This is a genomic window from Glaciimonas sp. GNP009 (assembly GCF_054343755.1).
Window position 1 is genome coordinate 3,455,111 of record NZ_JBTGUV010000004.1, and the last position, 25,597, is coordinate 3,480,707.

At 46.3% G+C, this 25,597-nt stretch carries 22 protein-coding genes; 19 read left to right on the forward strand and 3 right to left on the reverse strand.

The features are described from left to right. Positions 1 to 137 precede the first annotated feature (137 nt). Both ACXX82_RS16045 and ACXX82_RS16050 read left to right on the forward strand, forming a co-directional pair. Complete coding sequence (locus tag ACXX82_RS16045) at positions 138 to 779, forward strand: FMN-binding negative transcriptional regulator (RefSeq protein ID WP_458563246.1); 642 nt, start codon at positions 138 to 140, stop codon at positions 777 to 779. Between the two features lie 154 nt (positions 780 to 933). After that, the gene (locus tag ACXX82_RS16050) at positions 934 to 1,452 is read left to right on the forward strand and encodes a DUF1269 domain-containing protein (RefSeq protein WP_458563247.1); all 519 of its coding nucleotides are present in this window, start codon (positions 934 to 936) and stop codon (positions 1,450 to 1,452) included. 270 nt (positions 1,453 to 1,722) lie between these two features. Here ACXX82_RS16050 and ACXX82_RS16055 read toward each other — a convergent pair whose 3' ends face one another. Beyond that, positions 1,723 to 2,433: a phosphatase PAP2 family protein gene (locus tag ACXX82_RS16055; protein WP_323506117.1), complete on the reverse strand. Its 711-nt coding sequence runs from the start codon at positions 2,431 to 2,433 to the stop codon at positions 1,723 to 1,725. 1,282 nt (positions 2,434 to 3,715) lie between these two features. On the opposite strand from ACXX82_RS16055, the gene epsL reads away from it, so the two are divergent. The 16 genes from epsL to ACXX82_RS16135 all read left to right on the forward strand — a co-directional run bounded on the left by epsL (position 3,716) and on the right by ACXX82_RS16135 (position 22,587). After that, entirely contained in the window at positions 3,716 to 5,002 is a 1,287-nt protein-coding gene (gene epsL, locus ACXX82_RS16060) for an XrtB/PEP-CTERM-associated polysaccharide biosynthesis outer membrane protein EpsL (RefSeq protein ID WP_458563248.1), read from the forward strand. 12 nt (positions 5,003 to 5,014) lie between these two features. After that, the gene (locus tag ACXX82_RS16065; protein ID WP_458563249.1) at positions 5,015 to 6,397 is read left to right on the forward strand and encodes an undecaprenyl-phosphate glucose phosphotransferase; all 1,383 of its coding nucleotides are present in this window, start codon (positions 5,015 to 5,017) and stop codon (positions 6,395 to 6,397) included. Positions 6,398 to 6,532: 135 nt separating this feature from the next. Further along, complete coding sequence (locus ACXX82_RS16070; protein ID WP_458563250.1) at positions 6,533 to 7,078, forward strand: hypothetical protein; 546 nt, start codon at positions 6,533 to 6,535, stop codon at positions 7,076 to 7,078. A gap of 41 nt (positions 7,079 to 7,119) precedes the next feature. Next, a complete protein-coding gene (locus tag ACXX82_RS16075; RefSeq protein ID WP_458563251.1) occupies positions 7,120 to 8,028 on the forward strand; it encodes an EpsD family peptidyl-prolyl cis-trans isomerase in 909 nt (302 codons plus the stop codon). 72 nt (positions 8,029 to 8,100) lie between these two features. Beyond that, entirely contained in the window at positions 8,101 to 8,889 is a 789-nt protein-coding gene (gene epsE / locus ACXX82_RS16080) for a polysaccharide export protein EpsE (RefSeq protein ID WP_322236519.1), read from the forward strand. A gap of 124 nt (positions 8,890 to 9,013) precedes the next feature. After that, entirely contained in the window at positions 9,014 to 10,429 is a 1,416-nt protein-coding gene (epsF, locus tag ACXX82_RS16085; protein ID WP_458563252.1) for a chain length determinant protein EpsF, read from the forward strand. Positions 10,430 to 10,434: 5 nt separating this feature from the next. Continuing rightward, positions 10,435 to 11,310: a chain length determinant protein tyrosine kinase EpsG gene (epsG, locus tag ACXX82_RS16090; protein WP_322236523.1), complete on the forward strand. Its 876-nt coding sequence runs from the start codon at positions 10,435 to 10,437 to the stop codon at positions 11,308 to 11,310. Positions 11,311 to 11,475: 165 nt separating this feature from the next. Then, on the forward strand, positions 11,476 to 12,810 hold the full coding sequence (locus ACXX82_RS16095) for a polysaccharide polymerase (protein WP_323507556.1): 1,335 nt from the start codon (positions 11,476 to 11,478) through the stop codon (positions 12,808 to 12,810). Next, positions 12,800 to 13,957: a glycosyltransferase family 4 protein gene (locus ACXX82_RS16100; protein WP_458563253.1), complete on the forward strand. Its 1,158-nt coding sequence runs from the start codon at positions 12,800 to 12,802 to the stop codon at positions 13,955 to 13,957. Before ACXX82_RS16095 ends, ACXX82_RS16100 begins: the two co-directional genes overlap by 11 nt. Positions 13,958 to 14,007: 50 nt before the next feature. Then, positions 14,008 to 15,099, forward strand: a complete 1,092-nt coding sequence (locus ACXX82_RS16105; RefSeq protein ID WP_458563254.1) for a glycoside hydrolase family 5 protein — start codon at positions 14,008 to 14,010, stop codon at positions 15,097 to 15,099. 113 nt (positions 15,100 to 15,212) lie between these two features. Further along, on the forward strand, positions 15,213 to 16,694 hold the full coding sequence (locus tag ACXX82_RS16110; RefSeq protein WP_458563255.1) for a lipopolysaccharide biosynthesis protein: 1,482 nt from the start codon (positions 15,213 to 15,215) through the stop codon (positions 16,692 to 16,694). Between the two features lie 106 nt (positions 16,695 to 16,800). After that, a complete protein-coding gene (locus ACXX82_RS16115) occupies positions 16,801 to 17,538 on the forward strand; it encodes a WecB/TagA/CpsF family glycosyltransferase (protein WP_322236533.1) in 738 nt (245 codons plus the stop codon). Between the two features lie 76 nt (positions 17,539 to 17,614). After that, complete coding sequence (locus ACXX82_RS16120) at positions 17,615 to 18,829, forward strand: nucleotidyltransferase family protein (protein ID WP_323507560.1); 1,215 nt, start codon at positions 17,615 to 17,617, stop codon at positions 18,827 to 18,829. Continuing rightward, on the forward strand, positions 18,826 to 20,244 hold the full coding sequence (locus ACXX82_RS16125) for a mannose-1-phosphate guanylyltransferase/mannose-6-phosphate isomerase (RefSeq protein WP_458563256.1): 1,419 nt from the start codon (positions 18,826 to 18,828) through the stop codon (positions 20,242 to 20,244). The genes ACXX82_RS16120 and ACXX82_RS16125 overlap by 4 nt, the downstream gene beginning before the upstream one ends. A gap of 124 nt (positions 20,245 to 20,368) precedes the next feature. Further along, on the forward strand, positions 20,369 to 21,337 hold the full coding sequence (locus tag ACXX82_RS16130; RefSeq protein WP_322236539.1) for a DUF535 family protein: 969 nt from the start codon (positions 20,369 to 20,371) through the stop codon (positions 21,335 to 21,337). A 128-nt stretch (positions 21,338 to 21,465) separates the two neighbouring features. Further along, on the forward strand, positions 21,466 to 22,587 hold the full coding sequence (locus ACXX82_RS16135; protein WP_416348550.1) for a GumK N-terminal domain-containing glycosyltransferase: 1,122 nt from the start codon (positions 21,466 to 21,468) through the stop codon (positions 22,585 to 22,587). 121 nt (positions 22,588 to 22,708) lie between these two features. Here the strand turns inward: ACXX82_RS16135 and ACXX82_RS16140 are convergent, their stop codons facing one another. Further along, a complete protein-coding gene (locus ACXX82_RS16140; RefSeq protein ID WP_323506992.1) occupies positions 22,709 to 22,930 on the reverse strand; it encodes a catalase in 222 nt (73 codons plus the stop codon). Between the two features lie 534 nt (positions 22,931 to 23,464). Here ACXX82_RS16140 and ACXX82_RS16145 point away from each other — a divergent pair. Beyond that, positions 23,465 to 24,763, forward strand: a complete 1,299-nt coding sequence (locus ACXX82_RS16145; RefSeq protein ID WP_323506963.1) for a solute carrier family 23 protein — start codon at positions 23,465 to 23,467, stop codon at positions 24,761 to 24,763. A gap of 288 nt (positions 24,764 to 25,051) precedes the next feature. Here the strand turns inward: ACXX82_RS16145 and ACXX82_RS16150 are convergent, their stop codons facing one another. Beyond that, positions 25,052 to 25,573 carry a type IV pilin protein gene (locus ACXX82_RS16150; protein ID WP_322236545.1) on the reverse strand — a complete coding sequence of 174 codons (522 nt, stop codon included), beginning with the start codon at positions 25,571 to 25,573 and terminating at the stop codon, positions 25,052 to 25,054. Positions 25,574 to 25,597: the final 24 nt, after the last annotated feature.

Below are 25,597 nucleotides of genomic sequence, written 5' to 3' on the forward strand. Positions count from 1 at the left end.
TGAAAATCGAAGTCAGAAAGACCATCGACTTAACGACAGCCCTATAGAATATCGGAAATAGCTTTCATCTGAGAAATTTGGGCTGAATTGAACGATTCAGGCACAATAACGATACCAATCCTTTTAAGTGATTCTTTATGTATCTCCCCAAACATTTTGCAGAACCTAGCGTGGAAGTGATGCACGATCTCATTCGCGCTCATCCTTTATCCACGCTGATTACGATGACCGCAGATGGGATTGAGGCAAACCATATTCCATTGTTGCTATCGGCGCAGCCGGGTCCTTTCGGTACATTGTATGGACATGTGGCACGGGCGAATCCGCTTTGGCAGATATATCAAAAAGAATGTGAAATACTGGCAGTTTTCAGTGGCCCGAATGCGTATATTTCGCCAACGTGGTACGCGACCAAAAAAGAGCACGGTAAAGTTGTCCCAACCTGGAATTATGCGGTTACCCATGCTTATGGCACATTGCGTGTAATTGATGATGCCGTGTGGCTGCGCAGTCATCTTACGGCACTTACCGCTAATAACGAGGCCAATTTGCCTACGCCGTGGGCGGTTGAAGATGCGCCTTATGATTACACTGAAAAGATGATTTCAGCCGTTGTTGGCATTGAAATTACTATTACGCGTTTAATTGGCAAGTGGAAAGTAAGCCAGAATCAGTCCACACAAAATCGTGCAACTGTCATTGAGGCGCTGAATACCAGCGGCGGGGCGCAAGCAGTTTCTATGGCGATGCTTATCCGTGATGCCGCTAAAAAAGATTGATGCCAGTTATCGCGTCGCCGTTATTTATAATGGGCATTGTGTGACTTGCCCCGTTACGAATCATTGATATTAATGTTCGACAACATATAAACTTTGTCTATTCGTCTTTGATTGCCTATGCTGTAAATATCACTTATAGGTGAAGGAGATTGTTATGTTAGCCCGACAAAGACTCTATTTCATGTTGCCTGACGTGTTGAGTGCGCGTGGCATGTTGGATGAACTGCTGTTAGCGCGTATCGAAATTCGGCACATGCATTTCTGGGCAGCCGAGGGAACCCTGCCGGATGACATGCCCGACGCAAATATCTGGCATAAAACGGATCTGACACATGGTGCGCAAAGCGGCATGATTATGGGCGGCGTGATGGGGTTTTTAGGCGGGATATGGCTGGTCTATTTTCCTCCAGACTGGGTTCATCTCAACATGCTCGCGATAGTCGTCTCAACAATTGCCGGTATCATACTCGGCGGTTGGATGTCAGGAATGGCGGCAGCGGCGTTACCCAATTCGCGGTTAGAAAATTTTCAGAGTGATATCGCTAGCGGTAAGGTATTGTTGCTAGTGGATGTTCCGTTCAAAAAAGTACACGCTATCGAGGATTTAATCCAAAAAAGGCATCCGGAAGCAAAATTTGGTGGTGTCGAATCGCATATTCCAGTATTTCCTTAAAGCATAGAAGTGGCAGAGGGAACTAAAAACCTCGAATGGTTTGTTCGGGGTTTTTTTTCCAATTTTTTTGTCTTAAGCGATCAATCTTTGTTTCTCTCAAGACTTACGCAATGAGAGCCTGAAAATTTTTTATTCAAGAGACTAGCAAGGGTGAATCTACGCATTTGGTTCGCTGGCGGCGACTTAACCTCGTCAATGACAAAACGCAAGCAATGTTGCTTACTTTTGTGGACATGTCGAATCAGCGCCGTGATGCACGGCGCTTGCAATTCAATGGAGGTACTTCGATAGTCCATGAAAAAGCAGCCGTACGTCATAAAACAGCAAACAAATTTCGGTGCAACTTACAAAAATAATTGCTTGAATGGCTGCCGGATAGCGCCGCGACAATGCGTTAAATTGATTGTCGTAAAGACGAATGAAGCGCGCTCGGTTGCACAATAATACAAGACCCGTTCCCAGAATTGCGCCAGCAATAATGTCGGTCGTGTAGTGCAAACCCAGATAAATCCGGGGTAGGGCTATAAAAAGCAGAACATAAATGTAAGTGTAGATTCCAAATATTCTTGAAATCAAAAATATGCCTGTGGCGAAGCCAAAAAATAGCGCCGCATGATCGCTAGGGAAAGAGTTCCAAATATACAAATCCTGACTTTCCGGCGGTGGCAACCCAACATAATCGTAATGAGTGAGTAGCAGGTTTGCGATCGGACGCGGTTGAAATTGGCCGAGATTGTTGACGCCTCGAGCAATGCCAGCAGCGATGATGCAGCCTATAAGCGTTGCAATAATAATTCTGCGAGTATTTAATTTTGAGTCATTTTCTCTTAACCAAAAAAACCAAATCACTCCCATAAAAGGAAAGCCTTTCACCAGGTCCGAACCAGCCATGTAGTGAAGGATTTGGTTGAAGGCTGCTGAAGCGGTTGTGTATTGTCCTAGCCAGTTGAACACCGCCAGATTTAAAGAATTGTTCCACATTTTCCCCTTCCTTCCCTTAACAATTTAGTTAAACGATCAGGTTAAATTTACCAATTTTTATTTTTTTGGGCAAGATACTGGATGCAAGCTCCCTGCAGCCCGTATTTTTTCTTAAACGGTGAACAGCGCTTTTGTACATTGTGGTTTTTACAGCATTCTAGCTTGCTATAACGGTAACAATTATTCGTAAAGCATCAAGCGGCAGACCTATTTTGTTAAGCCATGGTGCGCGCCCTCTTATGCAAATAAAAATAAGGTAACGAAATTATTTCGATAGCCTCGCAGAAAGGTTTCTATACAGAATATTTTATTACTCATTTGCAATGCAGGCCCTTGCAGAGGCTAGCGCCAATGCGTTTTCTTTACTTCAATTGCTGAAAATAAGGATACGCCGATAGCGGGAAATTTTCAAAAAAATATTGCATTGCAACAAAGAAACATTTAATAAAATGAGAGCTGGAGTTATGACCGGCGCATCGGACCAGCCCACGAGAATTTCATTGTCGTAGTATTTAATATAACGAGTTTTCAAGCCCAATTGAACGCCAAAGAAATCGAACCAGCAACTATTTTATTTCATCAAAATCTACTTTTTTGTTTTTTTGACTGCGACATAATTGCCTAAAATTAATAATACAAGGGCTAATTGATTGCACCTAAGGATCCAGGCTCTATTACTCCACTTATTCGCGAATATTATTTTGATTGTTTTTACATAAAAATAAAAATTCTTGTTTTTTTACTATTTTGAATATATCCTACATTCATTAGATGCTTAATTGATAATTAAAAATTAATATTCAATCTTGTTTTTAGTAGAAGAAATGCCTCAAGAAGGATTATTTTGCGGCCTCGCACCATAGCAGAATTTTATGATGCTGACCTTTCGATCATGCGCTTTTAAAAAATAGTAGCAAAAATGACAAAAGAATTTGATGGTTTAGCAAACAACAATTTTTATGCTGCAATCATGGCAGTGTAGTCATGTATTTTGTATAAAAATTTAAGCGATGGCAGGGTAACTAATTGCTATCATCCCTCACTGGGCAATTGAACATATCCAGCATTCTTCATTTAAAGTAATTCGCTTCAATTTGCAATTTTCTTAATTTCGAGTAGTTCGCACCGCCTCAACGTTCCAACAATTACGCATAAATCTCAATGGTTTCTTTTGCCACCTATTTTAGGTAGGAGAGGTGCTTATTTAACAATTCCAAAGCGCTAATTTTGTATTTATTTTCGTTTTTCTTGATGCAACCGGTCGGTTTACAAGGGTAAGAAAATGAACAGATGTTTTAAGCAACTCCCACGTGCTAAACGCTTGTCATGGAAAGTCATTTTCCTGATGCCGGTATATTCCTGCATGACGGCTTCTGCCGCCACTAACGATCTGGTTCCAACCGACGTCATACCACTGCCCGAAATTATGATATTGCCGCCTGACACTATTACTCCATATGCCGGGGTTGGGGTGACTTACGATAACAATGTATTGCGCTTGCCAAATGCGGCAGCGGGACAGGCGCTCGGGATCGGAAGCGGTCTGTCGGACGTGACGCGCCGGGCTGAAGTTGGCGTTGGTCTTGATGAAAAAATCGGGCAGCAACATGTAACTGCAAATGCAGATATCGCAAAAGTCAATTACAACCGCTTTACCGAACTTGATCACCTCGACAAGAATGCATCCGGCAACTTGAACTGGCATGTAGGTAATCACGTTGAAGGAAATGTTGGGGCAAGCTACTCACAGGGACTTACCCCTTTTGTCGATTTTCATCAACTGGCACAGAATATCCGGACGCAGGTAAATGAGTATGCGGATGCAGCTTGGCTATTCCACCCAAGTTGGCGGGTCAACGCCGGTCTCGTGCATACCGACTTATCCTATGACCTTGCATCGCAGAACGCGCTGAACAACAAGCAGAATCAAGAGCTTATCGGGCTTGATTATCTGGCCGCCAGCGGCAGCACCTTCGGACTTCAATTGCGTCATACGCGCGCCAATTTTCCGAATCCGCAGCAGGATGGAAATTTTTTCATTAACAACAGCTACGATCAAAATGAGGTCAAAGCGAAGATCGATTGGCTGGCTACGGGCATCACCCGCGTGCATTTTTTAGGGGGATGGGTGAGCCGTAAGCAGGACGCATTTTCGGTCCGGAATTTCAGCGGAATTAATTCCCGGCTTTCTGTCGACTGGTCGCCGACCTCAAAAGTCGATGTTACTGTTTCTGCCTGGCGAGAGATCGGGGCCGTAGATGATCTTACCTCTGTCTACTCTCTGAATCGTGGCGCAAGCGCCGCTGCCAGTTGGCATTATTCCCAAAAAATCCGACTCGTAGCGCAGTACAAATACGAAAAAAGAGACTTCAGCCAATCGACTAACTCGGGTGCACTCGGTGTGGACCCCAATGACGCATTGCGCAATCTGGCGCTGACTTTGGTGTATAAGCCGACGCTACGTTGGGAGATTCAGTTATCAGCCACCCGCAGTACGCAGACTGTATCAAATTTTAACGGCGGTTATTCAAGCAATGCAGTAGTACTCAATACGCGTTATATCTTTTAGAGGGGCGACAAAATGACTGAGAACGACATCCCACTAGTCACATTCTTCAAGCGGATGCTTGATCCGATGATTATTCTTGGTTTGTTGTATTTGATCATTGTGTATGAAGGTGAGTTATTCACCGGGAGTTATCTGCTCCTGATGATTCTCACTTTCTTTATCTCCTCTTACGTCTATGACCAGATTGAACTTTACCGCACGCAGTACGCAGGAAATCGCCTTGCTTATGTCGGAGATATTTTGTTTGGTTGGGCAATTATCGTCGTTATTTTGATGTTGATTGGGCAGGCTAGCGGACTGCGGTATGAATTTTCTGATCGTGTCATATTACTTTGGGCTACTCTTGCGCCGCTCGCGCTGTTACTCAGTCGCATTACCGCTTATGGCTTGGTATTCAATACCCGAAAAGCTGATGTAATACGGTCAGCTGTCATCATCGGTTCGAATGACCCGGGTGGTGCTTTGCTCCAACGAATACAATCTCATCGAAATCCCGCTGTGGAGATGCTTGGATTTTTTGACGACCGTGATCAATCAGTTCGCCCCGCTGGACTCGATTGCGCCTATTTGGGAGCGTTTGGAGAGGTGGGTCCATATCTCAGCTCGCACAAGATCAAGACAATCTTTATTTGTTTGCCGATGTCGGCGACCCCTCGCACTTTGACGTTACTCGATGTGATTCGCGATAGCACGGCATCGGTGTACTTTATTCCTGATATTTATACTTTTGATTTGATGCAGGCGCGTTTGGATCATGTCGGTGGAATACCGGTCATCGGTGTTTGCGAGACGCCATTTATGGGTTTCAGTAGTGTGGTCAAACGCGGTAGCGATATTATTCTCGCGCTAATTATCCAGATTATTTTGCTGCCGCTGATGCTAATGATTGCCATAGGCATCAAATTATCATCACCCGGACCGGTCATTTTTTCCCAGCGCCGCTATGGGTTGAACGGTGAAGAGATTATCGTTTATAAATTTCGTTCTATGACAGTTTGCGAAGATGGCCCCGTGGTCGCGCAGGCTAAAAAAAATGATGTCCGGATCACGCGATTTGGTGCGTTTTTACGTCGAACTTCGCTAGATGAATTGCCGCAGTTCATTAATGTATTGCAAGGGCGAATGAGTATCGTAGGCCCGCGTCCACATGCAGTCGCACACAATGAAATGTATCGCAAGTTGATTAAAGGCTACATGTTGCGACACAAGGTAAAGCCTGGCATCACAGGATGGGCTCAGGTCAATGGATTTCGCGGGGAGACCGATACAGTCGAAAAAATGCGTTCGCGCATTAAGTTTGATCTGGAGTATTTGCAGAACTGGTCTTTTGCACTCGATCTGATGATCATCCTGCGGACCGTAAAGGAAGTATTGAAAAAAGATAGCGCCTATTAGGTGGGAAAAATTTACGTTAGTGAAATTTGCATAATATTTGCAGAAAAAGGTTTAAATTTTTTTTGAAATAGTTATGTCTCTTTCGTTGTAGCCTCAAAGTGGCGGTGTGATGTGGATCTTCTTAGGAGCAAGATCATGCAAAAACTGTTATTGGTGGTGATTCTAGCGCTCTTAGCATATAGCGGTTGCTTGCTTGCAGCGACACCTACTTTTCAACTGACGCCTATCCCAGTCAGGCTGCCGCGGCTTATGGAGTTGGATAGCGATGTGATGATTAATGTCGCTGAAGACGTCGATAACGCGATTCAGATAGATGGTGATGTGTTGGCCGACACTGCCGCTGCTCGCGTTTTTGGGCCGCCTGAAAAATTAGTTGATTTCGCCGTGATGGAAGAGGCCGTTTTATCTGATCGCACTGAAAGTTTTCACAACGTGAATTTTATGCGCAGTTCCAATGGCGAGCATGCCCTAAAAAATATTTTCACCAACAAAAGATACTGGAGTGGATCGCTCTATATATTCCTGAAAGATTTGAGGATGCGATCAGATCAAAAATCGAAGAGCTGGTCCGTGCTTTTGATTATGCTGTTTTTCGTTCTATATTGGGGCCGTCGCAGGCCAGCGCGCACATACCTCCGTCTACATTCAGAATCTAAAGGCGGACAAGCGCACAGTATTTAAAGACATTGCAGCTAATTTTCGCGTAGCGAAAAACTGCAAACATGAGAAACAATAGTGACACCTTGCGGGAGCAGGACGTGAACTTCGCTAACCTGGTCAACTTTTTACGCGGCAACTATTTTCAGCTCGTGATAGCGCCGCTTTCATTGCGAACCGCGAGATGGCTGGCGCTGTTGGTTACTATGTCTGTAATGAACCTGGCCGCTTGTAATGACCGTAAAGAGATGATGAGCAAGACATTGGTAACAGTTAATGGCGATGCGATTACGGCGCGACAACTAGACGCCGAGGTGCGGTTCCAAAATCCGATTGTGCGTAATCAGGCTTTGGAAATATTAATCAATCGTAAGTTATTACTAACAGAGGCGTTGCGGCAAAAAACTGATCGCAATCCGGAGGTCATTGATTTTATTGAACGCTTGAAAACACAAGTAATTGTGCAGACTTATCTAGATTTTATAGGAGTCAAAGCGGCCAAACCTTCTAACTCAGAAATCGATACTTATTTTAAGTTGCATCCGGAATTATTTGCGCACAGGAAGATCCTTGAGATTCAGCAATTAAGTATCGCTGCGCAAGATTATTCTGTGTCGATCAAGCAGATGATGGACAACGAGAGTTCGCTAAGTAAGATAGCGCTTTTGCTGGATACGCAAAAAATTGCGTACATAAAATCTACCCATTCGTACACCAGTGGCGACATGCCCACGGAGACTATCAAGAATCTCATCGAGATGGGTAGTAACCATTTATTTATCTTGGAAAATGGAACTCAGGCATTGCTTTGCGCGTTGAGTGCCATACGGGACAGTCCGTTGACGATTCAAGATGCCGCACCACAGATTGAATACCATTTATTTATTGAAAAGATGCGGAAGGTAGCGGCGATTCAAATTGCAAAATTACGGTCGTCATCAAAAATTGATTACGCCTCCGATTCAGCACAATAAGACACCATATTTAGAGTAACAGTTTTTGGGAAGATTTTTTATCAAGAAAAAACTAACTGGATGAGGATAATAATGAACCGATTCTACGCAAGCATGCTGGCACTATTGTTAGCAATTTTCACCTTATCAGCCATGGCGGCCGATGTCCCTTTGGGCGCGGGTGATGCGCTGAAGATCTCCGTGTTTGGCAACCCTGACTTAAGCCTGGATACCAAAGTCAGCGAAGCCGGTAACATTACATTTCCGTTGATCGGCGATGTCAGTATAAGCGGTCTGTCGACAGCAGAAGCTGAGAAAAAAATCTCTGGGTTGTTGACAAGCGGTGGGTTTCTGCGCAAGGCAGAAGTAAATATTATGGTCACGGAATTACAGAGCCAGCAGGTCTCGATACTTGGGCAAGTGCTCCGTCCCGGACGATATCCGATTAATGGAACGCGTAGCGTCACGGACATGTTGGCAGTGGCAGGTGGTGTCGGGCCGGAAGGCGGGGATACCGCCACCGTGGTGCGCACCCGCGATGGGAAAACAAATAAGCAAGTCATCAATCTGGTTGAAATGATCCAGTCATCCGACATGCATAGCAATCTGGAACTGATCAATGGCGACATGGTGTACGTCGACCGCGCTCCCAAATTTTATATTTATGGTGAAGTACAGCATCCCGGAGGCTATCGGCTGGAACGCAATATGACCATTACACAGGCTTTGTCCATTGGTGGCGGTCTAACTCCTCGCGGAACTGAGCGTGGCTTGCGGATCAAACGGCGCGATACAAGCGGTTCTGTACAGATGATTGACGTTAAAGGTGGCGTGGAACTCCTTCCAGATGACGTCGTATATGTGAAAGAGAGCCTGTTTTGATTGCCGCCTTTAATGCTTCTACGGCGTTTGGTGCTTAATTTGTAGGTGGCAACGCTGGCGATCGTCGCAACGACATACGCTAGGTTGCCGTGAAGTCTCATGTTTGGATGCGAGAGAGATTTTTATGACTTTTCCTCAGCTTTTAATTATTCTGCGCGCCCGTTACAAGATCATTTTATTGACCTTGTTCATTACGGTGGCGCTGACCGTTGCGGTCAGCTTGGTGTTACCTAAGACGTATAAAACGTCGACCACTTTGCTGCTGAATTTCAAAGGAACCGATCCGGTGTCAGGCCAGGTGCTGCCAACACAGTTGGCGTCCGGTTATATGGCAACGCAGGTCGATCTGATCACTAGCAGAAGCGTGGCACTGAAAGTTGCCGACAACATGAGGCTGGCCAACAATCCAGTTGTCTTGCAGCGCTTCAAAAAAGTCAATAAAGGCGAAGGCTCGATCCGCGAATATCTGGCGGATTATCTCCTGAAAATGGTCGAGGTAGCGCCAACACGAGAAAGCAGCATGCTGGAAATTATTGGTAAAGGCAGCGATCCGATTTTGGCGGCGTCCGTCGCCAATGGCTTTGCCGCTGCCTATCAGCAACTCAATCTTCAGATAAAAATTACACCTTTGCAACAGGCATCGAAATATTTCGAGATACAGGTAAAAAACTTGCGAACCGGACTGGAAGTGTCACGTAATAAACTTTCTCAATACCAACAACAGCATGGCCTGGTAAGTACCGACAACCATCTTGATGTGGAATCGAACCGCTTGAATGAACTGTCTACCCAATTAGTGTTGGCGCAGGCGCAAGCGATTGAGGCCTCGTCGCGCGGCAATCAGGCAATGGGTAGCGCTGGAAGAGATTCTCCTGATGTGATCGGCAATTCACTGATTCAAAATCTGAAAGCGTCGGTGGCCCAGGCGGAAGGAAAATTTGCGCTGTTATCGCAAAATCTTGATCGCAATCATCCTCAATATCAGGCAGCCAAAGCGGAGGTAGACCGACTTCGGGCTGAGCTCAATAGTAATATCAGCGCAACGAACAATGGGACTGCCAATAACGGTCGGATTTTACGTCAGCGAGAAGCGGAAGTCCGTGCTGCGATGAAAGCACAAACTGCTAAAGTGCTGCAACTTAACCGTACTCGCGACGAGATGATGGTCCTGGTGAAGGATTCCGACAATGCACAGCGCGCCTACGACGCAGCTAATCTACGATTGACACAAACTGAACTTGAAGGCAAATCGAACCAGTCTGACGTCACCGTCCTTAATCCAGCGGCAGTCCCGGTGCTGCCTGTCAGTCCAAATATAGTACTTAACACGGTGCTGTCGGTACTAATGGGCACCATGCTGGGGTTGGCGCTGGCGGTGTTGGCAGAAATGTCCAATCGCCGTATTAGAACTGCGGATGAGTTATCCAACTTGCTTAATGCACCAATGCTCGGAACGATAATTGCGGAGAAACCTAGGCGTAGCTATGACGTTAAAAGCATCGGCTTCTCTCAGCGCTTACTTCTCAGTTGGAAGGGTTAATCACAATGAACAATCCGGTTACTTCGATCGTCAATCCCTCAATGGCGATTACCAAGGATGCAAGTATCGGGCGCATGCTTGTGGAGCAAGGAAAAATCACCCTTGAGCAAGCTGAATGCGTGAACCGTTTGCAAGAAGAGGAAGGTCTGCGCTTCGGCGATGCGGCAATACGCCTTGGACTAGTCTGCGAGTCAGACATACAGAAAATTCGCGAACACCAAATTGTTTATCCCTATCAAACGGTCGGTACGGGTATTTTTTCAGAATCGCTAACGGCTGCGTATCAACCGTTTAGTGCAGAAGTCGAAATGCTTCGAAATGTACGTAGCCAATTGATGTTGCAATGGTTCGCTGCCGGCAATAAGAAGCTGGCAATTGCCAGTGTCAATCCGGGCGATGGTAACAGTTTGTTTGCAGCCAATCTGAGCGTGGTGTTCTCGCAATTGGGCAATCCCACGCTGTTGGTCGATGCCAATCTGCGGCGTCCGCGTCAGCACGAAATATTTAGTCTCAATCGTGGCCATGGTTTATCTGATCTTTTAGCGGGGAAAATGGGCCTCGAAATGCTGGTCAGAGCAGAGACATTTTTGGATCTCTCTATTCTGCCTGCTGGCTCAAGTGTGCCTAATCCGCAAGAGCTGATTAATCGTTCAGCTTTTGGTGTAATGAATGAAAAATTATGCGATCTTTACGACATCATTTTATATGACACACCAGCATTTACGAGCGCAGCAGACTGTCTAACCATCGCATCACGTGCTGGCGGCGTGCTGTTGGTGGTCCGAAAAAACCATACACGAGTGGCCGATATCACTGCTTTCAGCGATCAATTACGGCGCAGCGGTACTGAAATCGTGGGGTCCGTGATGGTGAGTTTTTGATGGATTGAACGACGTCATCGGCATGGCGCCGATATAGGTTTTGTATTCCGCAAAAAAATGTTGCAGCTACGCGGCTTTTATCTTGACTCGCGGGAATACCTGCATCATCTGAGCGGATATAGCACCGTTTTATTACCTGATTAAAGACTATAGGCTAGTTACTGTATGCGCTCTCTTCTCCGAATCAGAAACTATTTTTTTCCTCCGCGTGTTATCGATTCACCGGCAGGGCAGAGTCTGGTCTTCTGGATTTTGATCGTTGCCCTGACGTATCAGGCGTTGCTATGTGCGATGCATACCAGTGTGCATCCCATTTCGATGCTGGGTGTTGCTTTGACCGAAGCAGTCGTCTACTTTGCCTGCCTGGTAGTCTTGATAAAACACATCCGATTGGAATTTTTTGCTGTGGCATTGCTCGTGGCAGCATACCTGTTTCTGATCGCCATTTTTCGAAATCAGTTAGATCCAAAGGGATTTCGTGATGTCATGATTCCTATCCTTTTTTACGGATTGGGCAGACATATTGGGGACGTTCATTATGCTGATCGTGTCCTGAAAGTGATGGCCGTTCTGGTGTTGGTATTTGGATTTTTTGAATTGTGGTTTTTGGAAGCCTTTTCTCGCGTGTTCAATATCTTCTCCTATTACGTTAGTCAGGGTGGATTGACGGCGGGGACCAACTGGGCTAAAGACAGCGTATTAGGTTTGAACGGTATGCGCCCGGAGGGAATCGGTCGGACTATCTTGCCGTCTTTGTTGGGTAATCACCGTGTTTCATCATTATTTTTAGAGCCGGTATCGCTAGGAAATTTCGCCGTCATCATTGCTGCGTGGGGTTTATCCAAACGACGTGAGGAGGCTAAAGATATGGTTTTTTTCCTTGTAGCGTCGGCCGTGATGATTGCGTTAAGTGACTCGCGCTACGGCATGATTACTGTAGGGGCGTTAATACTGATGCGCTGTTTACCGTTTGGTCGGACTAATGCGTGGATGATGTCTTTGCCATTGCTGAGTGTCGTCCTGTTAGTGGTTATCGGATTATTTTTTGATGGACATTATGGCGATAATATTCTCGGACGGCTGTATGTCAGTGGACAGATGTTGTTGACGTTTGATGTGGGAATGATATTCGGAATCGAAGGATTCAATATCGGTTTTGGCGACATGGGTTATTCCGCATTATTGACGCGGTTAGGTGTGGTCCTATGTCTCTTTTTATGGATCACGTTCTGGATGCTGAAGATGGAGAATGAGAGGGGAAACCGTTTCAGGGCCTACATCACGCTTTACATGTCACTCATTTTATGTGTAAGCGGTACTTCATTGTTTGCTCTGAAAACCGCTGGTATTTTATGGTTTTTGGTTGGCTGTTGCGTGGGACGCAAAAAAGAAACCTCGATGCGGCCTGTAGAGTACGCGCCATCCGCGTTACATACAAACTTGCACGCTGCGCCATCGGCACTCGCTGAAGCACGTAAGGGGACGCAAAATGCCTATTAACGTTGTGCACATCGTGCGTCAGTATTCCCCTTCTGTCGGCGGGATGGAAGACGTAGTGCAAAACATTGCAAGACAGCAGCGTGAACACCACGACCAGCGACCTAAAATTGTTACGTTGAATCGCTTGTTCAAAAATTCTACGGAACTGCTGGCCCGCGAAGCAGAAGTGAATGGCGTGGACGTGGTCCGGTTGCCGTTTCACGGTACAAGTAGATATCCATTTTGTCCGCAAGTGTTGCGGCAGGTGACCGATGCCGACGTGATTCATGTGCACGGTATCGATTTCTTTTTCGACTATATGGCGCTCACGAAGCCATTTCACCACCGACCACTTGTTGCGTCGACCCATGGCGGATTTTTTCACACGACGTTTGCATCAACACTAAAAAAAATTTACTTCAACTCAGTCACGCGCGCGTCGTCTTTGAATTATGACCAGATCATTGCTACGAGCGAGAATGATGGTCAAATTTTCAAAAAAATCGTAAAGCCGTCCACTTTGACGGTCATCGAAAATGGGGTCAATGTTGAAAAATACAGCAACCTGTCTTCTGCCACACCAACCCAGACGATGATCTATTTTGGAAGGTGGTCGGCCAATAAAGGCTTGCTTGAAACACTTGCATTATTTAAGGAGTTGTCGGATGGCCAGGCCGGATGGAAGCTCATCATTGCAGGACGAGAATATGATCACACCGCCGCGGAGTTGCAGCATTGGGTGATGCAACACAATCTAACCGATTTGGTGCAAATAGTACCGAACCCATCTGAGTCTGAGTTAGCGGATTTAATTGGACAAGCAAGTTATTTCATTTGTTTGTCGCGACATGAAGGTTTTGGCATTGCTCCGATTGAAGCAATGAGCGCCGGATTGACGCCGTTGTTAAGCGATATTCCCCCGTTTCGCCATCTGGTCATGCAGTCAAAAATGGGCATTATTTTGTCTGCAGAAAACATTTACGATAGTGTCGAAGCGCTGTTGAAATTACATTCAACAGGTCACCCCGATCATGCTCGAAGACGCATGCAGGCTCAGTATTTCGCCGAGCGCTACAACTGGCGACATATTGCAGATCGATATGCAGATATATATACGCAGTTGGCAGCAAGGACTTCTCCTAAGGTCCACATTGGAATGAATAAGTAGTTTGGAACAACGGAAAATTTTCTAACTACATTAAATTTACGGTGCAAACCATGAGAACAACAAGAGTGAATGCGACGGCAGCATTGGCGCGATCAACCATCCCCATATCGATTAAAGATCGGTGGTGGCGTATTTTAAAAATCGTGCTAACGATAGCCGTGGTGGCCGGATGTGTGCTGGTTTCGCCCATCACGTCCGCTAATTGCATTGATGGAAAGCAGATGGCAGGAGTCAATTTAAGCGGTGCCGAATTTGCTTCAGAAAAATTACCGGGCACCCTTTTTAAGGACTATGTCTATCCTGATCTCGCAGATATGCGCTATTTTAAAACGTTGGGGATGAACACCTTTCGCCTGCCATTTCTGTGGGAGCGGATACAACCCCAGTTATTCGGAGCACTGGATCAAGCAGAGTTACAAAGAATAGTGGATACCGTTTCGGCAGGTCGGTCAATTGGCGCGTGCGTAATACTCGACGTGCATAATTATGGCGAATATCGTGGGCAGCCTATCGGTTCGGTTCAGGTGCCGCGGGCCGCATTGAGCGATTTATGGGTGCGCTTGTTACCGTCGTTCAAAGATCCAACGAATGTCGCGTTTGACCTGATGAACGAACCCAGCAAAATTTCGATTGGCAGTTGGGTAATCACGGCACAGGAAACAATTAATGCCCTGCGTCGAAGTGGTGCAAAAAATATGATTCTAGTTGCAGGCGGAGGGTGGAGCGGCGCGCACTCGTGGTTCTCGAAAGAGGGCGGCATTTCAAACGCCGAAGGTTTTAAAACCTTTCATGATCCTGCCAATAATTACATGATCGAGGCGCATCAATATGCAGATTCAAATTTCTCCGGCACACATACAAATTGTATTGAACCAGAGCGTCTGACAAAGATCATGGTCGATTTGACCCAATGGGGTGTTTTGACCGGGCAGCGTTTGTTTCTGGGTGAGTTCGGCGTATCGGCCAACGCGCAATGTCTCGATGCATTGACGGCGATGGTAGAAAAAATGAAAGGTAGTCTGGTGTGGGGCGGATGGACTTACTGGTCGGCTGGTAAATGGCTTGGGTCATATCCATTGAGCATCCATCCCGACAGTAATGGAGACAAACCGCAAATCGCAATTTTAAAAAACGGTATGTGAGTTAGTAACGTGCAATGCCAGTGAGATTTAAAGGGGCTAGGGGTGTATGCGCACGACGAAATTTGTTGATCTTTACCGTCCTTTACGCGCAATTGAACTAGGAAAATAAAACTATGGACCAGATTAATAGCCACGGCAACGTCATATCCGGATCAACCTGGTCGATCATGGACAACCTTGCACAACAGGTACTCTCGTTCGCTATTTTCGCGGTCCTGGCGCGCTTTCTGGAACCTGATGCATTCGGCTTATTAACGGTGGCACATCTCTTTATTTTGTTCACTCGATTAGTGGTATTTGACGCGATTGCCATGCCCGTGGTGCGAGCCGCGGATCCCGACGACAAACTTTATTCTTGGGTATTTACCTATTGCACGGTTATTGGTTTTTTGTTGGCTTGTTTAATGTTTTGTTCTGCTGGCGTCGTTTCAATATTATTTGGCGCACCCGAGCTTAAGTCGGTTTGGCAGGGTATGAGTATCTCGATTCTATTTTTTGGTGTGGTGCGTGCGTTTGAGGCCCGGCTAGTGCGTAACATGATGTTTCGTCAGCTGGCGATCAGATCGATTTTTTCAGTCACGCTAGGCGGTATCGTTGGGATATCGCTAGCGGTTAGTGGTGTCGGTGGGATGTCGTTAGTGGGGCAGCAGGTAACGGCTTCGGGTTTGGCGTTGTTGCTTGTGATGTTACAGAGCCGTTGGTTACCACGCATCGTTTTTGATCGTGCATTAACTCAGCGATTTTGGATAGATTCGCGGCAGGTATCGATTGCGGGATTTTTAGACTTTGTCAGTACCAACGGCGACGCATTATTGGTCAGCGTTTGTTTGGGGCCCTATGCGACTGGTCTTTACAATATGGCAAAACGGATGACTTCCTCGGTCTATCTGTTGATATCCAGTTCAATGCACAAAGTAGCTTTGCCTGTATTTTCAAATTCACAGTCGAATGCAGTGGCCTTACAACTCGGTTACTTAAAGATTCTCGGCATTACCTTGTTTTGTGCGGCACCGTTACTGTGCTTCCAAGCTGAGTTGGCGCGGCCTTTGATCGCGGTTGTATTCGGGCAGAAGTGGTTGCCAGCAGCACCCACCGTCGGTGCTTTGGCAATTCTCTATTTGATCGCATCGATTCTCGATTTAAATGATTACTTGTTTTTTGCGATTGGAAAAAATCGTGTTCCGGTAGTTCTCGGAATCGCAAAATTGACTCTCGCCGGCGGCCTTTCAGCTTTTTTTTATCGATTTGGTTTGCTTGGTATGAGCCTGTCGTTTTGCGCCGCTCATCTTATTTTGTTTCCGCTATCGCAAACGTTGATTAGCCGAGCAATTGGCCTAAATACACGCATAACTTTATATGCGCTGGCGCCGCCGGTAGTGGGAAGTATTATTTTATGGGTCGGATTAGCCTGCTATGTACTAGCAATGTCCAATCGCTTTAACGATGTGACGTTAATCGTGGGGGGCACTCTGCTTGCGAGTTTGTTGTATCCAGGTATGGTTGCTATTACTGGGTGGCGTGTCAGAGACGTGAATGGTTCGTGGCAAGAAGTGCTGTTACTAACACTCCGGATACGCCGATTTTTTACGCGTTGATGGTGGAAATTTTGTTTTATCTTTCAGAGGCAAAAGATTGCTAGAGAATTTTTTTTTCTTCCTTCTTTTGCGGTCGCAGTATTTTGCGGTTTTGTGGGAGTTATCCATGAGCTTAGAGAAAATGAATCCAATCGCTGGTTATCCGGTGCGTAAAACAACTTCCCGGGTATTGGCAGGTGCGTTGCGTCGCACCCTCAGAAGAAATAAAAAAACGACGCTATTTTTTGCTAATACGAATTTTATCGTTCAGTGTCGTTATCTGCTGGACAGGATGAGATCCGATTCAGTGCTGATTGTGAACGACGGCGTAGGAATGGATATTGCAGCATTCTTATTTTCCAGTCAAAAGTTTGATGAAAATCTTAATGGCACTGATTTTATTCCTTATTTTTTTTCCGAATCGGCGCAGTCAATGCGCGTTTTTATGCTCGGTAGCAAACCTGAAACGCTGACTAAAGCAGCTCATCATCTGCGCGACGTGTTGGGTCAGACCGTGGTGGGTGCCTGCGACGGATATGGTGGGTTTAAGGAGAATTCTGGCAGTTTGATCGAAGCCATTAACTTTACCGAGGCCGAGGTACTTTTGGTGGCGCTAGGCAATCCGATTCAGGAGGAGTGGATCCTCGCGAATCGCGACATGCTAAATGCAAACCTGGTGATTGGCGTCGGTGCTTTATTCGATTTCTGGAGTGGTGACAAACAGCGTGCACCTCTTTTTGTGCAACGGACCAGGCTCGAATGGCTTTATCGGCTCTGTCTGGAACCACGACGATTGTTGTTTCGCTACACGGTCGACATCTTGCGATTTTTGTTGTTGTGTCGTAAGCATCGCTGGGATATTTGAAGGGATTAGAGGCAAGTGCGATTCACTGTTAAAGCATCTGTATCATTTTCGATTACCTTTTGTAGGGAGTATAAAAATGAAAGCGATGATATTAGCTGCAGGTAGCGGCACGCGAGTTCGTCCTCTGACTTATGACCTTCCCAAACCGATGATACCAATTTTGGGCAAACCAGTGATGGCTTATCTGATCGAGTTTCTTGCCAGTTATGGCGTACGCGACATTATGGTAAATGTTAGCTATTTACACCACAAAATTGAAGAGTATTTCGGTAACGGAAGCCAGTTCGGGGTACAGATTGGTTATTCGTTTGAAGGCTATATAAACGATAACGGCGAGTTAATCCCAGAACCGTTGGGTTCGGCGGGCGGCATTAAGAAGATTCAGGAATTTGCTCACTTTTTTGATGACACGACCATTGTGATTTGTGGCGACGCGTTAATCGATCTGGATCTGACTTCCGCGCTGTTTGAGCACAAACAGAAAGGTGCAATGGTGAGTGTTGTCACTAAGAAAGTACCGTGGGAGAAGGTCGATAGTTACGGTGTGGTAGTAACCGATCTCGATGGACGGATCAAGTCGTTTCAGGAGAAGCCAAAACAGGAAAATGCATTATCCAACTTTGCTAGCACGGGGATTTATATCTTTGAGCCCGAAGTCATTGATCTCATACCGGTTGGGACATCGTTTGACATCGGTTCCGACCTGTTCCCCTTGTTAGTTGAAAAAGGCTTGCCATTTTATGCGCAACAGCGATTCTTCAACTGGATCGACATAGGCACTGTGACCGACTATTGGAGCGTGCTGCAAAGTGTTTTATTAGGTGAGGTCGCGCAAATGGAAGTTCCCGGAACACTGATTGCCGACGGCGTGTGGATTGGTCTTAACACCAGCATTGACTGGAATGGAACGACGATTCAAGGTCCGGTTTATATTGGTGCCGGTTGTCTGATTGAATCTGGTTGCACTATCATTGGCCCGACCTGGATTGGACATGGCTGCCACATATGTTCTGGTTCCACACTGGTGCGCAGCGTCTTGTTTGAGTACACGCGGATATTCCCCGAGGCTTCGTTGGAAGAAATGGTGATCGTAAAGGAATATGGCGTTACCCGTGGTGGGGAAATGTCGTTATCGTCAACGACCGGCAAGCGCTCATGGTGTGATGCACGCCATCAGCTACATAAAACAATATTCTTGCCTAAAAATAAGGCTGCATCAACAAATTCACAGAATGGTGACGATACGATTTCTGACGCGAATTTGATAGACGACTCGGTGAGCAGGGTATGAAAATCTATCCTGTGATCTTAGCCGGCGGTGCCGGTACGCGCTTGTGGCCATTGTCGCGCGAAGCGTTACCCAAACAGCTGTTGCCGTTGTGTTCTGACCTCACGATGCTGCAAGAGACGTTAATGCGTATAGCGGAGTGGCCCGAATTGATGCCGCCACTGGTGGCTTGCGGCAACGATCATCGGTTTTTGGTGGCAGAACAATTACGTGCCATTGGCATTACTCCTTGCGGAATATTGTTGGAACCAGTAGGAAGGAATACTGCCCCGTCGGTCGCGGCGGCAGCGCATTTTCTGTTGAAACGGGATGCGCAAGCCATCATGCTGGTGCTACCTGCCGACCATGTGATTACTGATGTGGCGGAGTTCCATGCCGCTGTGCAGCGGGCGTTAGAACCAGTTGTGCGTGGCGCATTAGCGACCTTCGGAATTGTGCCGTCTGGGCCAGAGACGGGCTATGGTTATATCCGTCAGGGCAAGCCTGTTGAGGCTGCCGACGGTTGTTTTGCGGTTGAGCGCTTTGTCGAAAAACCGGTTCGCGAGACCGCTGAGATATTTGTTGCCGATCCTGCCTACAGTTGGAATAGCGGAATGTTTCTATTTCAGGCCGCACGCTATCTCGCCGAATTAAGCACCTATCGGCCAGCGATTGCTGATAGCTGTGAGTTGGCATTTCATGATGCGTACCACGATCTGGATTTTTGCCGCCTTGGCGAAGCCGCCTTTGCGGCCTGTCCTTCGGAGTCAATCGACTATGCCGTTATGGAACATACCCGGCATGCGGTGGTGGTACCAGCGCAATTTGGTTGGAACGACGTTGGCTCTTGGGCCGCGCTGTGCGACGTTCTGGAGTCCGATATCGACGGCAACGTACTGCGCGGTGATGTCTATGCCGACAACGTTCGCAATGCGATGGTGCGCGCAGAGAGCCGTTTCGTTGCTGTCATCGGTGTGGAAAATCTGGTCGTCGTCGAAACCAAGGACGCCGTCCTGGTAGTCCACAAAGATCAGGTGCAAGGGGTCAAACATATCGTGGAATCGCTTAAGAAAAAAGGTCGAACCGAGCATATGAGCCATGCCCATGTATACAGGCCTTGGGGAAGCTATGAAGGCATTGATATCGGTGAGCGTTATCAGGTAAAGCGGATTACCGTCAAACCAGGCGGAAAACTATCGCTTCAAATGCACCATCACCGTGCTGAACACTGGGTGGTCGTTAGCGGTACCGCGCTGATTACCTGCGGCAGCGAGGAAAAACTTCTATCAGAAAATGAATCCACTTATATTCCAATCGGCGTCAAGCACCGTTTAGAAAATCCAGGAAAAATGCCGCTGCATTTGATCGAAGTCCAGTCAGGCGGATATCTAGGCGAGGATGACATTGTGCGGTTTGAGGATATGTATAAACGGAGTTGAGAAAATTGATAATTGATCATTCGCATTCTTCATATGCGTATTTCTTATACGATTTTTTCGATTTAAATTGTAGAGAAGTTGGTAGTTGAAGTTAATTGTTAATGTTTTATTGGGAGATAAAATCATGTCAATCAATTCAAAAATATCGTTTAAATATCTATTTTTTACTACTTCCGTCATTACACGGAATATCGTAAAAAGGAGATCTATTTTAACCTTGCAAACTTGGCAAAGGGGGTTATTCCTGTTACTTAATATCAGGCGTCATATAAAGCTTGTCAATACGCTTAGCCATCCTCAGGCGGCCAAATTAATTCTTGATATACCTGAAATATCATATAAGTACTTGCGGAACTACATCTCTTTTGATATCTCAAAGAAGAATAGCCTTGCGATATTGACAGGACATTATTTATACTTGCAAAAACATTTTAAAACCAATTTTTTGGAGGTTATTTATAATGTGCCAGCACGGCTATGGGCAAAACAGATCGATGATATTGTATGTGAGATCGTGATTGGATTTCCTCACACGATCGATTATGAGGGCGATCTATGTTTAATTTTCAAAATAGATAAAGTAAGTATTTATCGCATAATTTTTGTCATCTCCGATGGAGCTCCCTTTGGACTTGGAGACAAAAATGTGTTATTTATTTCTAGTGTTCAGGGAATGCATGATTTTGAAAATGTGAAGTTGGCGACTAAACTTTGTCATGATATTCAACCCGCGCAATTATTGATGGCGGCGATGAGCGGCGTAACGACTGCACTTGGTTTTAAGACGTTGGTAGGGATTGGCAATAAAAATCAGATATCGCAAGGTAAGAAATTTTATTTTTCATATAACAATTTTTTTGAAAAATATGGTGCTCTGGTGTCAGACACAAATTTTTATGAAATTCCTGTTCCATTCGTCGAAAAACCCCTTGAACTGATTGAAATGAAACATCGGAAACGGACGCAAAAAAAGCGCGCTTTCAAAAATGAAATTAGCGATCACGTGGCACGCGCAATGGAACATTTTTTTGTGAAAGAAGCACAAGAAGTCAGGAGGAGTATTGACTCCAGAAAAGATGTCGTGACGTCGTAAAACATCGCTTTCGTTCAATATAACAATTTTGTGTCTTACATTTTTTTACGACCCTACGATCAGACGTACGTTTTCAATAGTAAATCGAATCTCTGTTTTGCAGGTGTGCCTCAACAGGAGCTAACACGATGAGATCATTAGTGATTACCGCACATGATTACAGATCGCGGCGGAAGGTGAACATGCATTTCATCGCTGCAGAATTGGCGAAATATGGCCCGACCAGTTTTTTTTCATGCCAATACAGTTTTCTTTCCCAATTAAAATCGGATCCTCGGAGTTCTTTGGATAGTCTCGCCAATAAAGTGGAGATGTACGAAGGTGTTAATTGCTACCTTTGGAAAACAATTATCCATCCAATCAACTTGCGCAAGGGTGCTTTTTATCCTATCGAAAAATTTCTATTTAAACGTTACATCGACCATCCCAGTCCGGTGCTGGTGGAGTGGATACAAAATGCCGATGTAGTGGTATTTGAAAGTGGCATAGCACCAATTTTCTTTGATTTAGTGCGACGCCTCAATCCGCAGGCAAAAACTATTTATCTCGCCTCGGATGATCTCGATACCATTAACGTCGCATCTTATGTAAAAGATACGTTCGCCCGAGTCGGGCCGAAAATGGATGCGCTTTGCCTAACGTCGCGCATGCTGGCTGATCGGATGCCAAGTCTGGAAAACTGTTATGTGATCCCGCACGGTTTCGATTATTCGGTGGAAGATCATGCCGATCCCTCGCCGTATGGGCCGGGTCTGCATGCGGTATCGGTTGGGTCTATGCTATTCGATCCCAGTTTTTTTGTCATCGCATCGGCAATGTTCCCGGAAGTCACATTTCATATTATTGGGTCGGGCACGGGAGCCGAGCCGGGGTACGGAAAGAATGTAGTGGTCCATGAAGAAATGCCACATCAGGCTACGTTACCCTATATCAAGCACGCGACGATGGGCATCGCACCTTATCGTTCGAGCGAGGTGCCACGCTATCTTTCCGATACGTCCATGAAGCTAATGCAATATGATTTTTTTCGGTTGCCAGCGGTATGCCCGGTGGGGATTGCTGGTGACTATCCATCGCGCTTTGGGTATATTCCGAGCGATGCCGACTCGATCGGGCAGGCTATTCGTGCAGCACTGGTGGCACCGCGTATAGCGCCGAAAAGAACGCCTTTGCGTTGGTCTGAAGTGATGGAGCGGTTACTGGCGCCCGATACGTTTGCAGACACGAAATTGACCGACTTCACCGTGTGATCCCTGCGTTGGAGAATGGAAAGCGGGAAGCCCGTAATGTGGGTCGAAAGGGTGCGAGATTTTAACGTCTCGCACACGGGATTATCGTTCTACTTAGCAGAGCAGGGTGAAGTCTATCGTTTTATTGTCCCGAAAAGCGCCGTCTCACGCTAAAACTATAAGCGATCTGGCGCGCCAACAGGATTAGATCTGCCGAAGGCGCAATGCCATCTACCAACAGTAATGAATTGAACGTCAGCGTTTTTTCGATTGCGGCGCTATCAGGGGCCATCGTGGTCAGCGACAAAATACCTAACGCGATTTGAGGCCGATCATTCGGCCAGACCACCGTGCCATCGTTGATACGGGGTGGGGCGCTTGGTCCGCGGCCATGGCTTGCGAAGCGAGTGTCAAAACAATTGCGCTGAACAGATTATGCAGAACGAATGAGATTGCGAGAGGACGGACAGTGAATTGTTTCAAAAAATCTCCGGAAATGATGCGTGTTAGTGGTAATTAAGGCAATGAATTGTCATTGTTTGATTAACTGGTCTGCGTGCTTATTTATTGTGGTTTCGAGTACGAAATGATGCCAAGTTAAGTCCGATAATGATGAAATTGATAATATTTATGTAGTCCCTTGAGTTCCATCATGACCTTTAGCGCTTTAACCATGCACTGAAAAAGTATCAAATATATAACTTCGCCGTCATCGTCACACAAACACCTTAAACAGGTATTTCTCCGTGCAATTGCTGAATGTCGATTGTCATTTTGGCTTGGTCTTCGTACACTACTCCCCAATCAAAATTCAAATAAATCATCCGACTGGCGGTGGTTGTTTTGCGTCGATAGACTAAAAACAGCAATCGCCAGTCGGGCTTTCAGGAAGAAAACTATGGCGAGTTCTTATTTTCCGAAGTGGCGCTTGCGCGCCGCTGTGGCAGGCGGGCAGGCACAAATCATCTCAACCGATGAGCGCCTGCCTTGGCCACAGACTTTTGCAATGGGTGTGCAGCACGTGGTCGCGATGTTTGGTTCGACGGTTTTAGCGCCATTGCTGATGGGATTCGATCCAAATTTGGCGATTTTTATGTCCGGCATAGGAACGCTATTGTTTTTCGTCTTGGTAGGTGGGCGTATTCCAAGTTATTTGGGTTCCAGCTTTTCGTTCATCGGGCTAGTGATTGCCGTCAGCGGTTATAGCGGCAGCGGTGTCAATGCCAATCTTGGGGTCGCGCTCGGTGGCATTATCGCTTGCGGCGTGGTCTATACGGTGATCGGTTTCGTGGTGATGCTGGTCGGCACGCGCTGGATCGAAAAGCTGATGCCGCCCGTAGTGACCGGCGCGGTGGTCGCTGTGATCGGTTTGAATTTGGCACCCATTGCCGTTAAAGGGGTGATCGGTAACAATTTCGATGCCTGGATGGCGCTTGGCACGGTACTTTGCGTCGGCGGGGTTGCGGTGTTCGCACGCGGTATGTTGCAGCGTTTGCTGATTTTGGTCGGATTGATGCTCGCTTATGTGATTTATGCGGTGCTGACCAACGGTGCAGGAATGGGAAAAGCAATCGATTTCTCAATCGTCGCTCATGCGGCCTGGTTTGGTATTCCCCATTTTTCCGCGCCCGTATTCCAGCTCAATGCGATGGCGTTGCTCGCTCCGATTGCGGTGATTCTGGTCGCTGAAAATCTCGGTCACATTAAGGCAGTAAGTGCCATGACCGGACAAAATCTCGATAAATATATGGGACGTGCATTCGTAGGTGATGGTTTGGCAACCATACTCTCCGGTAGTGTTGGGGGAACGGGCGTTACAACCTACGCTGAAAATATCGGCGTGATGGCCGTGACAAAAATTTACTCTACGTTGGTATTTGTGGTTGCCGCGCTAATTGCGCTGGTATTAGGTTTTTCACCGAAGTTCGGGGCCGTGATTCAGACTATTCCGGCGGCGGTATTGGGTGGTGTATCAATCGTCGTCTTTGGATTGATTGCGGTTTCTGGTGCGCGTATCTGGGTTGAGAATAAAGTCGATTTTTCTAATAACCGTAACCTTATCGTCGCTGCAGTGACGCTGGTATTGGGCGCTGGTGATTTTACGTTGAAGTTGGGTCAATTTTCGCTCGGTGGAATTGGTACCGCGACTTTTGGTGCAATTATTTTATACGCGTTGCTGGGTTTGAAGAAGACGTAAAGTAAAGACATTAAAGCGGCAATGTGTTGATTGCGCAGATACTTTCAATGGGCCTTAGGAATAGTTTCTTTCTTGAGGCCCCATGATGTCGCTTCAGTCTCTGCGACAGTAAACGTCCTGAAAAAACAATGTGTGTAAACGTTGCGTATGACCGATTTATTAAAAGTCAGATGGGCGATAAAGTAGCTGGCCGAACTAACATTGGTCGGCCGATGCAATAACCAGCCAACGTAAAAACTAACGATGCAAATAACTAACTAGCGAATGTAATACAGAGCGAAGAGCGAATTAGCCACCGCCCCAACATGTCGCCACCAGATTGACGTTGGCACCAATCAGACCTCGCTGCCCCGATTGATCCAGAACATACGTACCGCATCTATCCCCTAATCTAGGAGCAGCCTGAAGCGTAAACGCACTGTCAGAACTCGCAGTAACCTTTAAACTGTATCTGATATTTCCTGATTCTGGTGAGCGGGCCAATTCCGGCGGCAAAATCGGACGTGTTCCATTGACCAGGTAGGTGTTATTCACCGTAAATTGTTGCTCAAGCCAGTTGCTGGCTCGTAGCAATGCCGTCATCGCTTGTGTCCTGTCACTGCGCCTTATATATTCGGCATAACTAGGTACGGAAATAGCAGCTAAAATCCCAACGATCGCGACCACGATCATCAGCTCCATCAAAGTAAATCCGACTTGTTTTTGTATTTTTTTTCTGCTCACTGTGGCTTCCTGAATGGTGTCATCGCTGTTTATTGAGTCACTCTTCAACATGTGTTTCTCTTCACGCAGCGTACAAATAATAGGCATTAACGCTTCATGGCGTATCCCAAT

Coding starts and splice junctions, on each gene's coding strand:
- ACXX82_RS16065 (WP_458563249.1), top strand. CDS start 5,015: ATGACTGAGAACGACATCCCACTAGTCACATTCTTCAAGCGGATGCTT.
- epsF (WP_458563252.1), top strand. CDS start 9,014: ATGACTTTTCCTCAGCTTTTAATTATTCTGCGCGCCCGTTACAAGATC.
- ACXX82_RS16130 (WP_322236539.1), top strand. CDS start 20,369: ATGTCAATCAATTCAAAAATATCGTTTAAATATCTATTTTTTACTACT.
- ACXX82_RS16135 (WP_416348550.1), top strand. CDS start 21,466: ATGAGATCATTAGTGATTACCGCACATGATTACAGATCGCGGCGGAAG.
- ACXX82_RS16115 (WP_322236533.1), top strand. CDS start 16,801: ATGAGCTTAGAGAAAATGAATCCAATCGCTGGTTATCCGGTGCGTAAA.
- ACXX82_RS16120 (WP_323507560.1), top strand. CDS start 17,615: ATGAAAGCGATGATATTAGCTGCAGGTAGCGGCACGCGAGTTCGTCCT.
- ACXX82_RS16100 (WP_458563253.1), top strand. CDS start 12,800: ATGCCTATTAACGTTGTGCACATCGTGCGTCAGTATTCCCCTTCTGTC.
- ACXX82_RS16145 (WP_323506963.1), top strand. CDS start 23,465: ATGGCGAGTTCTTATTTTCCGAAGTGGCGCTTGCGCGCCGCTGTGGCA.
- ACXX82_RS16105 (WP_458563254.1), top strand. CDS start 14,008: ATGAGAACAACAAGAGTGAATGCGACGGCAGCATTGGCGCGATCAACC.
- ACXX82_RS16110 (WP_458563255.1), top strand. CDS start 15,213: ATGGACCAGATTAATAGCCACGGCAACGTCATATCCGGATCAACCTGG.
- epsE (WP_322236519.1), top strand. CDS start 8,101: ATGAACCGATTCTACGCAAGCATGCTGGCACTATTGTTAGCAATTTTC.
- epsG (WP_322236523.1), top strand. CDS start 10,435: ATGAACAATCCGGTTACTTCGATCGTCAATCCCTCAATGGCGATTACC.
- ACXX82_RS16125 (WP_458563256.1), top strand. CDS start 18,826: ATGAAAATCTATCCTGTGATCTTAGCCGGCGGTGCCGGTACGCGCTTG.
- epsL (WP_458563248.1), top strand. CDS start 3,716: ATGAACAGATGTTTTAAGCAACTCCCACGTGCTAAACGCTTGTCATGG.
- ACXX82_RS16095 (WP_323507556.1), top strand. CDS start 11,476: ATGCGCTCTCTTCTCCGAATCAGAAACTATTTTTTTCCTCCGCGTGTT.
- ACXX82_RS16075 (WP_458563251.1), top strand. CDS start 7,120: ATGAGAAACAATAGTGACACCTTGCGGGAGCAGGACGTGAACTTCGCT.
- ACXX82_RS16050 (WP_458563247.1), top strand. CDS start 934: ATGTTAGCCCGACAAAGACTCTATTTCATGTTGCCTGACGTGTTGAGT.
- ACXX82_RS16070 (WP_458563250.1), top strand. CDS start 6,533: ATGCAAAAACTGTTATTGGTGGTGATTCTAGCGCTCTTAGCATATAGC.
- ACXX82_RS16055 (WP_323506117.1), bottom strand. CDS start 2,433: ATGTGGAACAATTCTTTAAATCTGGCGGTGTTCAACTGGCTAGGACAA.
- ACXX82_RS16045 (WP_458563246.1), top strand. CDS start 138: ATGTATCTCCCCAAACATTTTGCAGAACCTAGCGTGGAAGTGATGCAC.
- ACXX82_RS16150 (WP_322236545.1), bottom strand. CDS start 25,573: ATGCCTATTATTTGTACGCTGCGTGAAGAGAAACACATGTTGAAGAGT.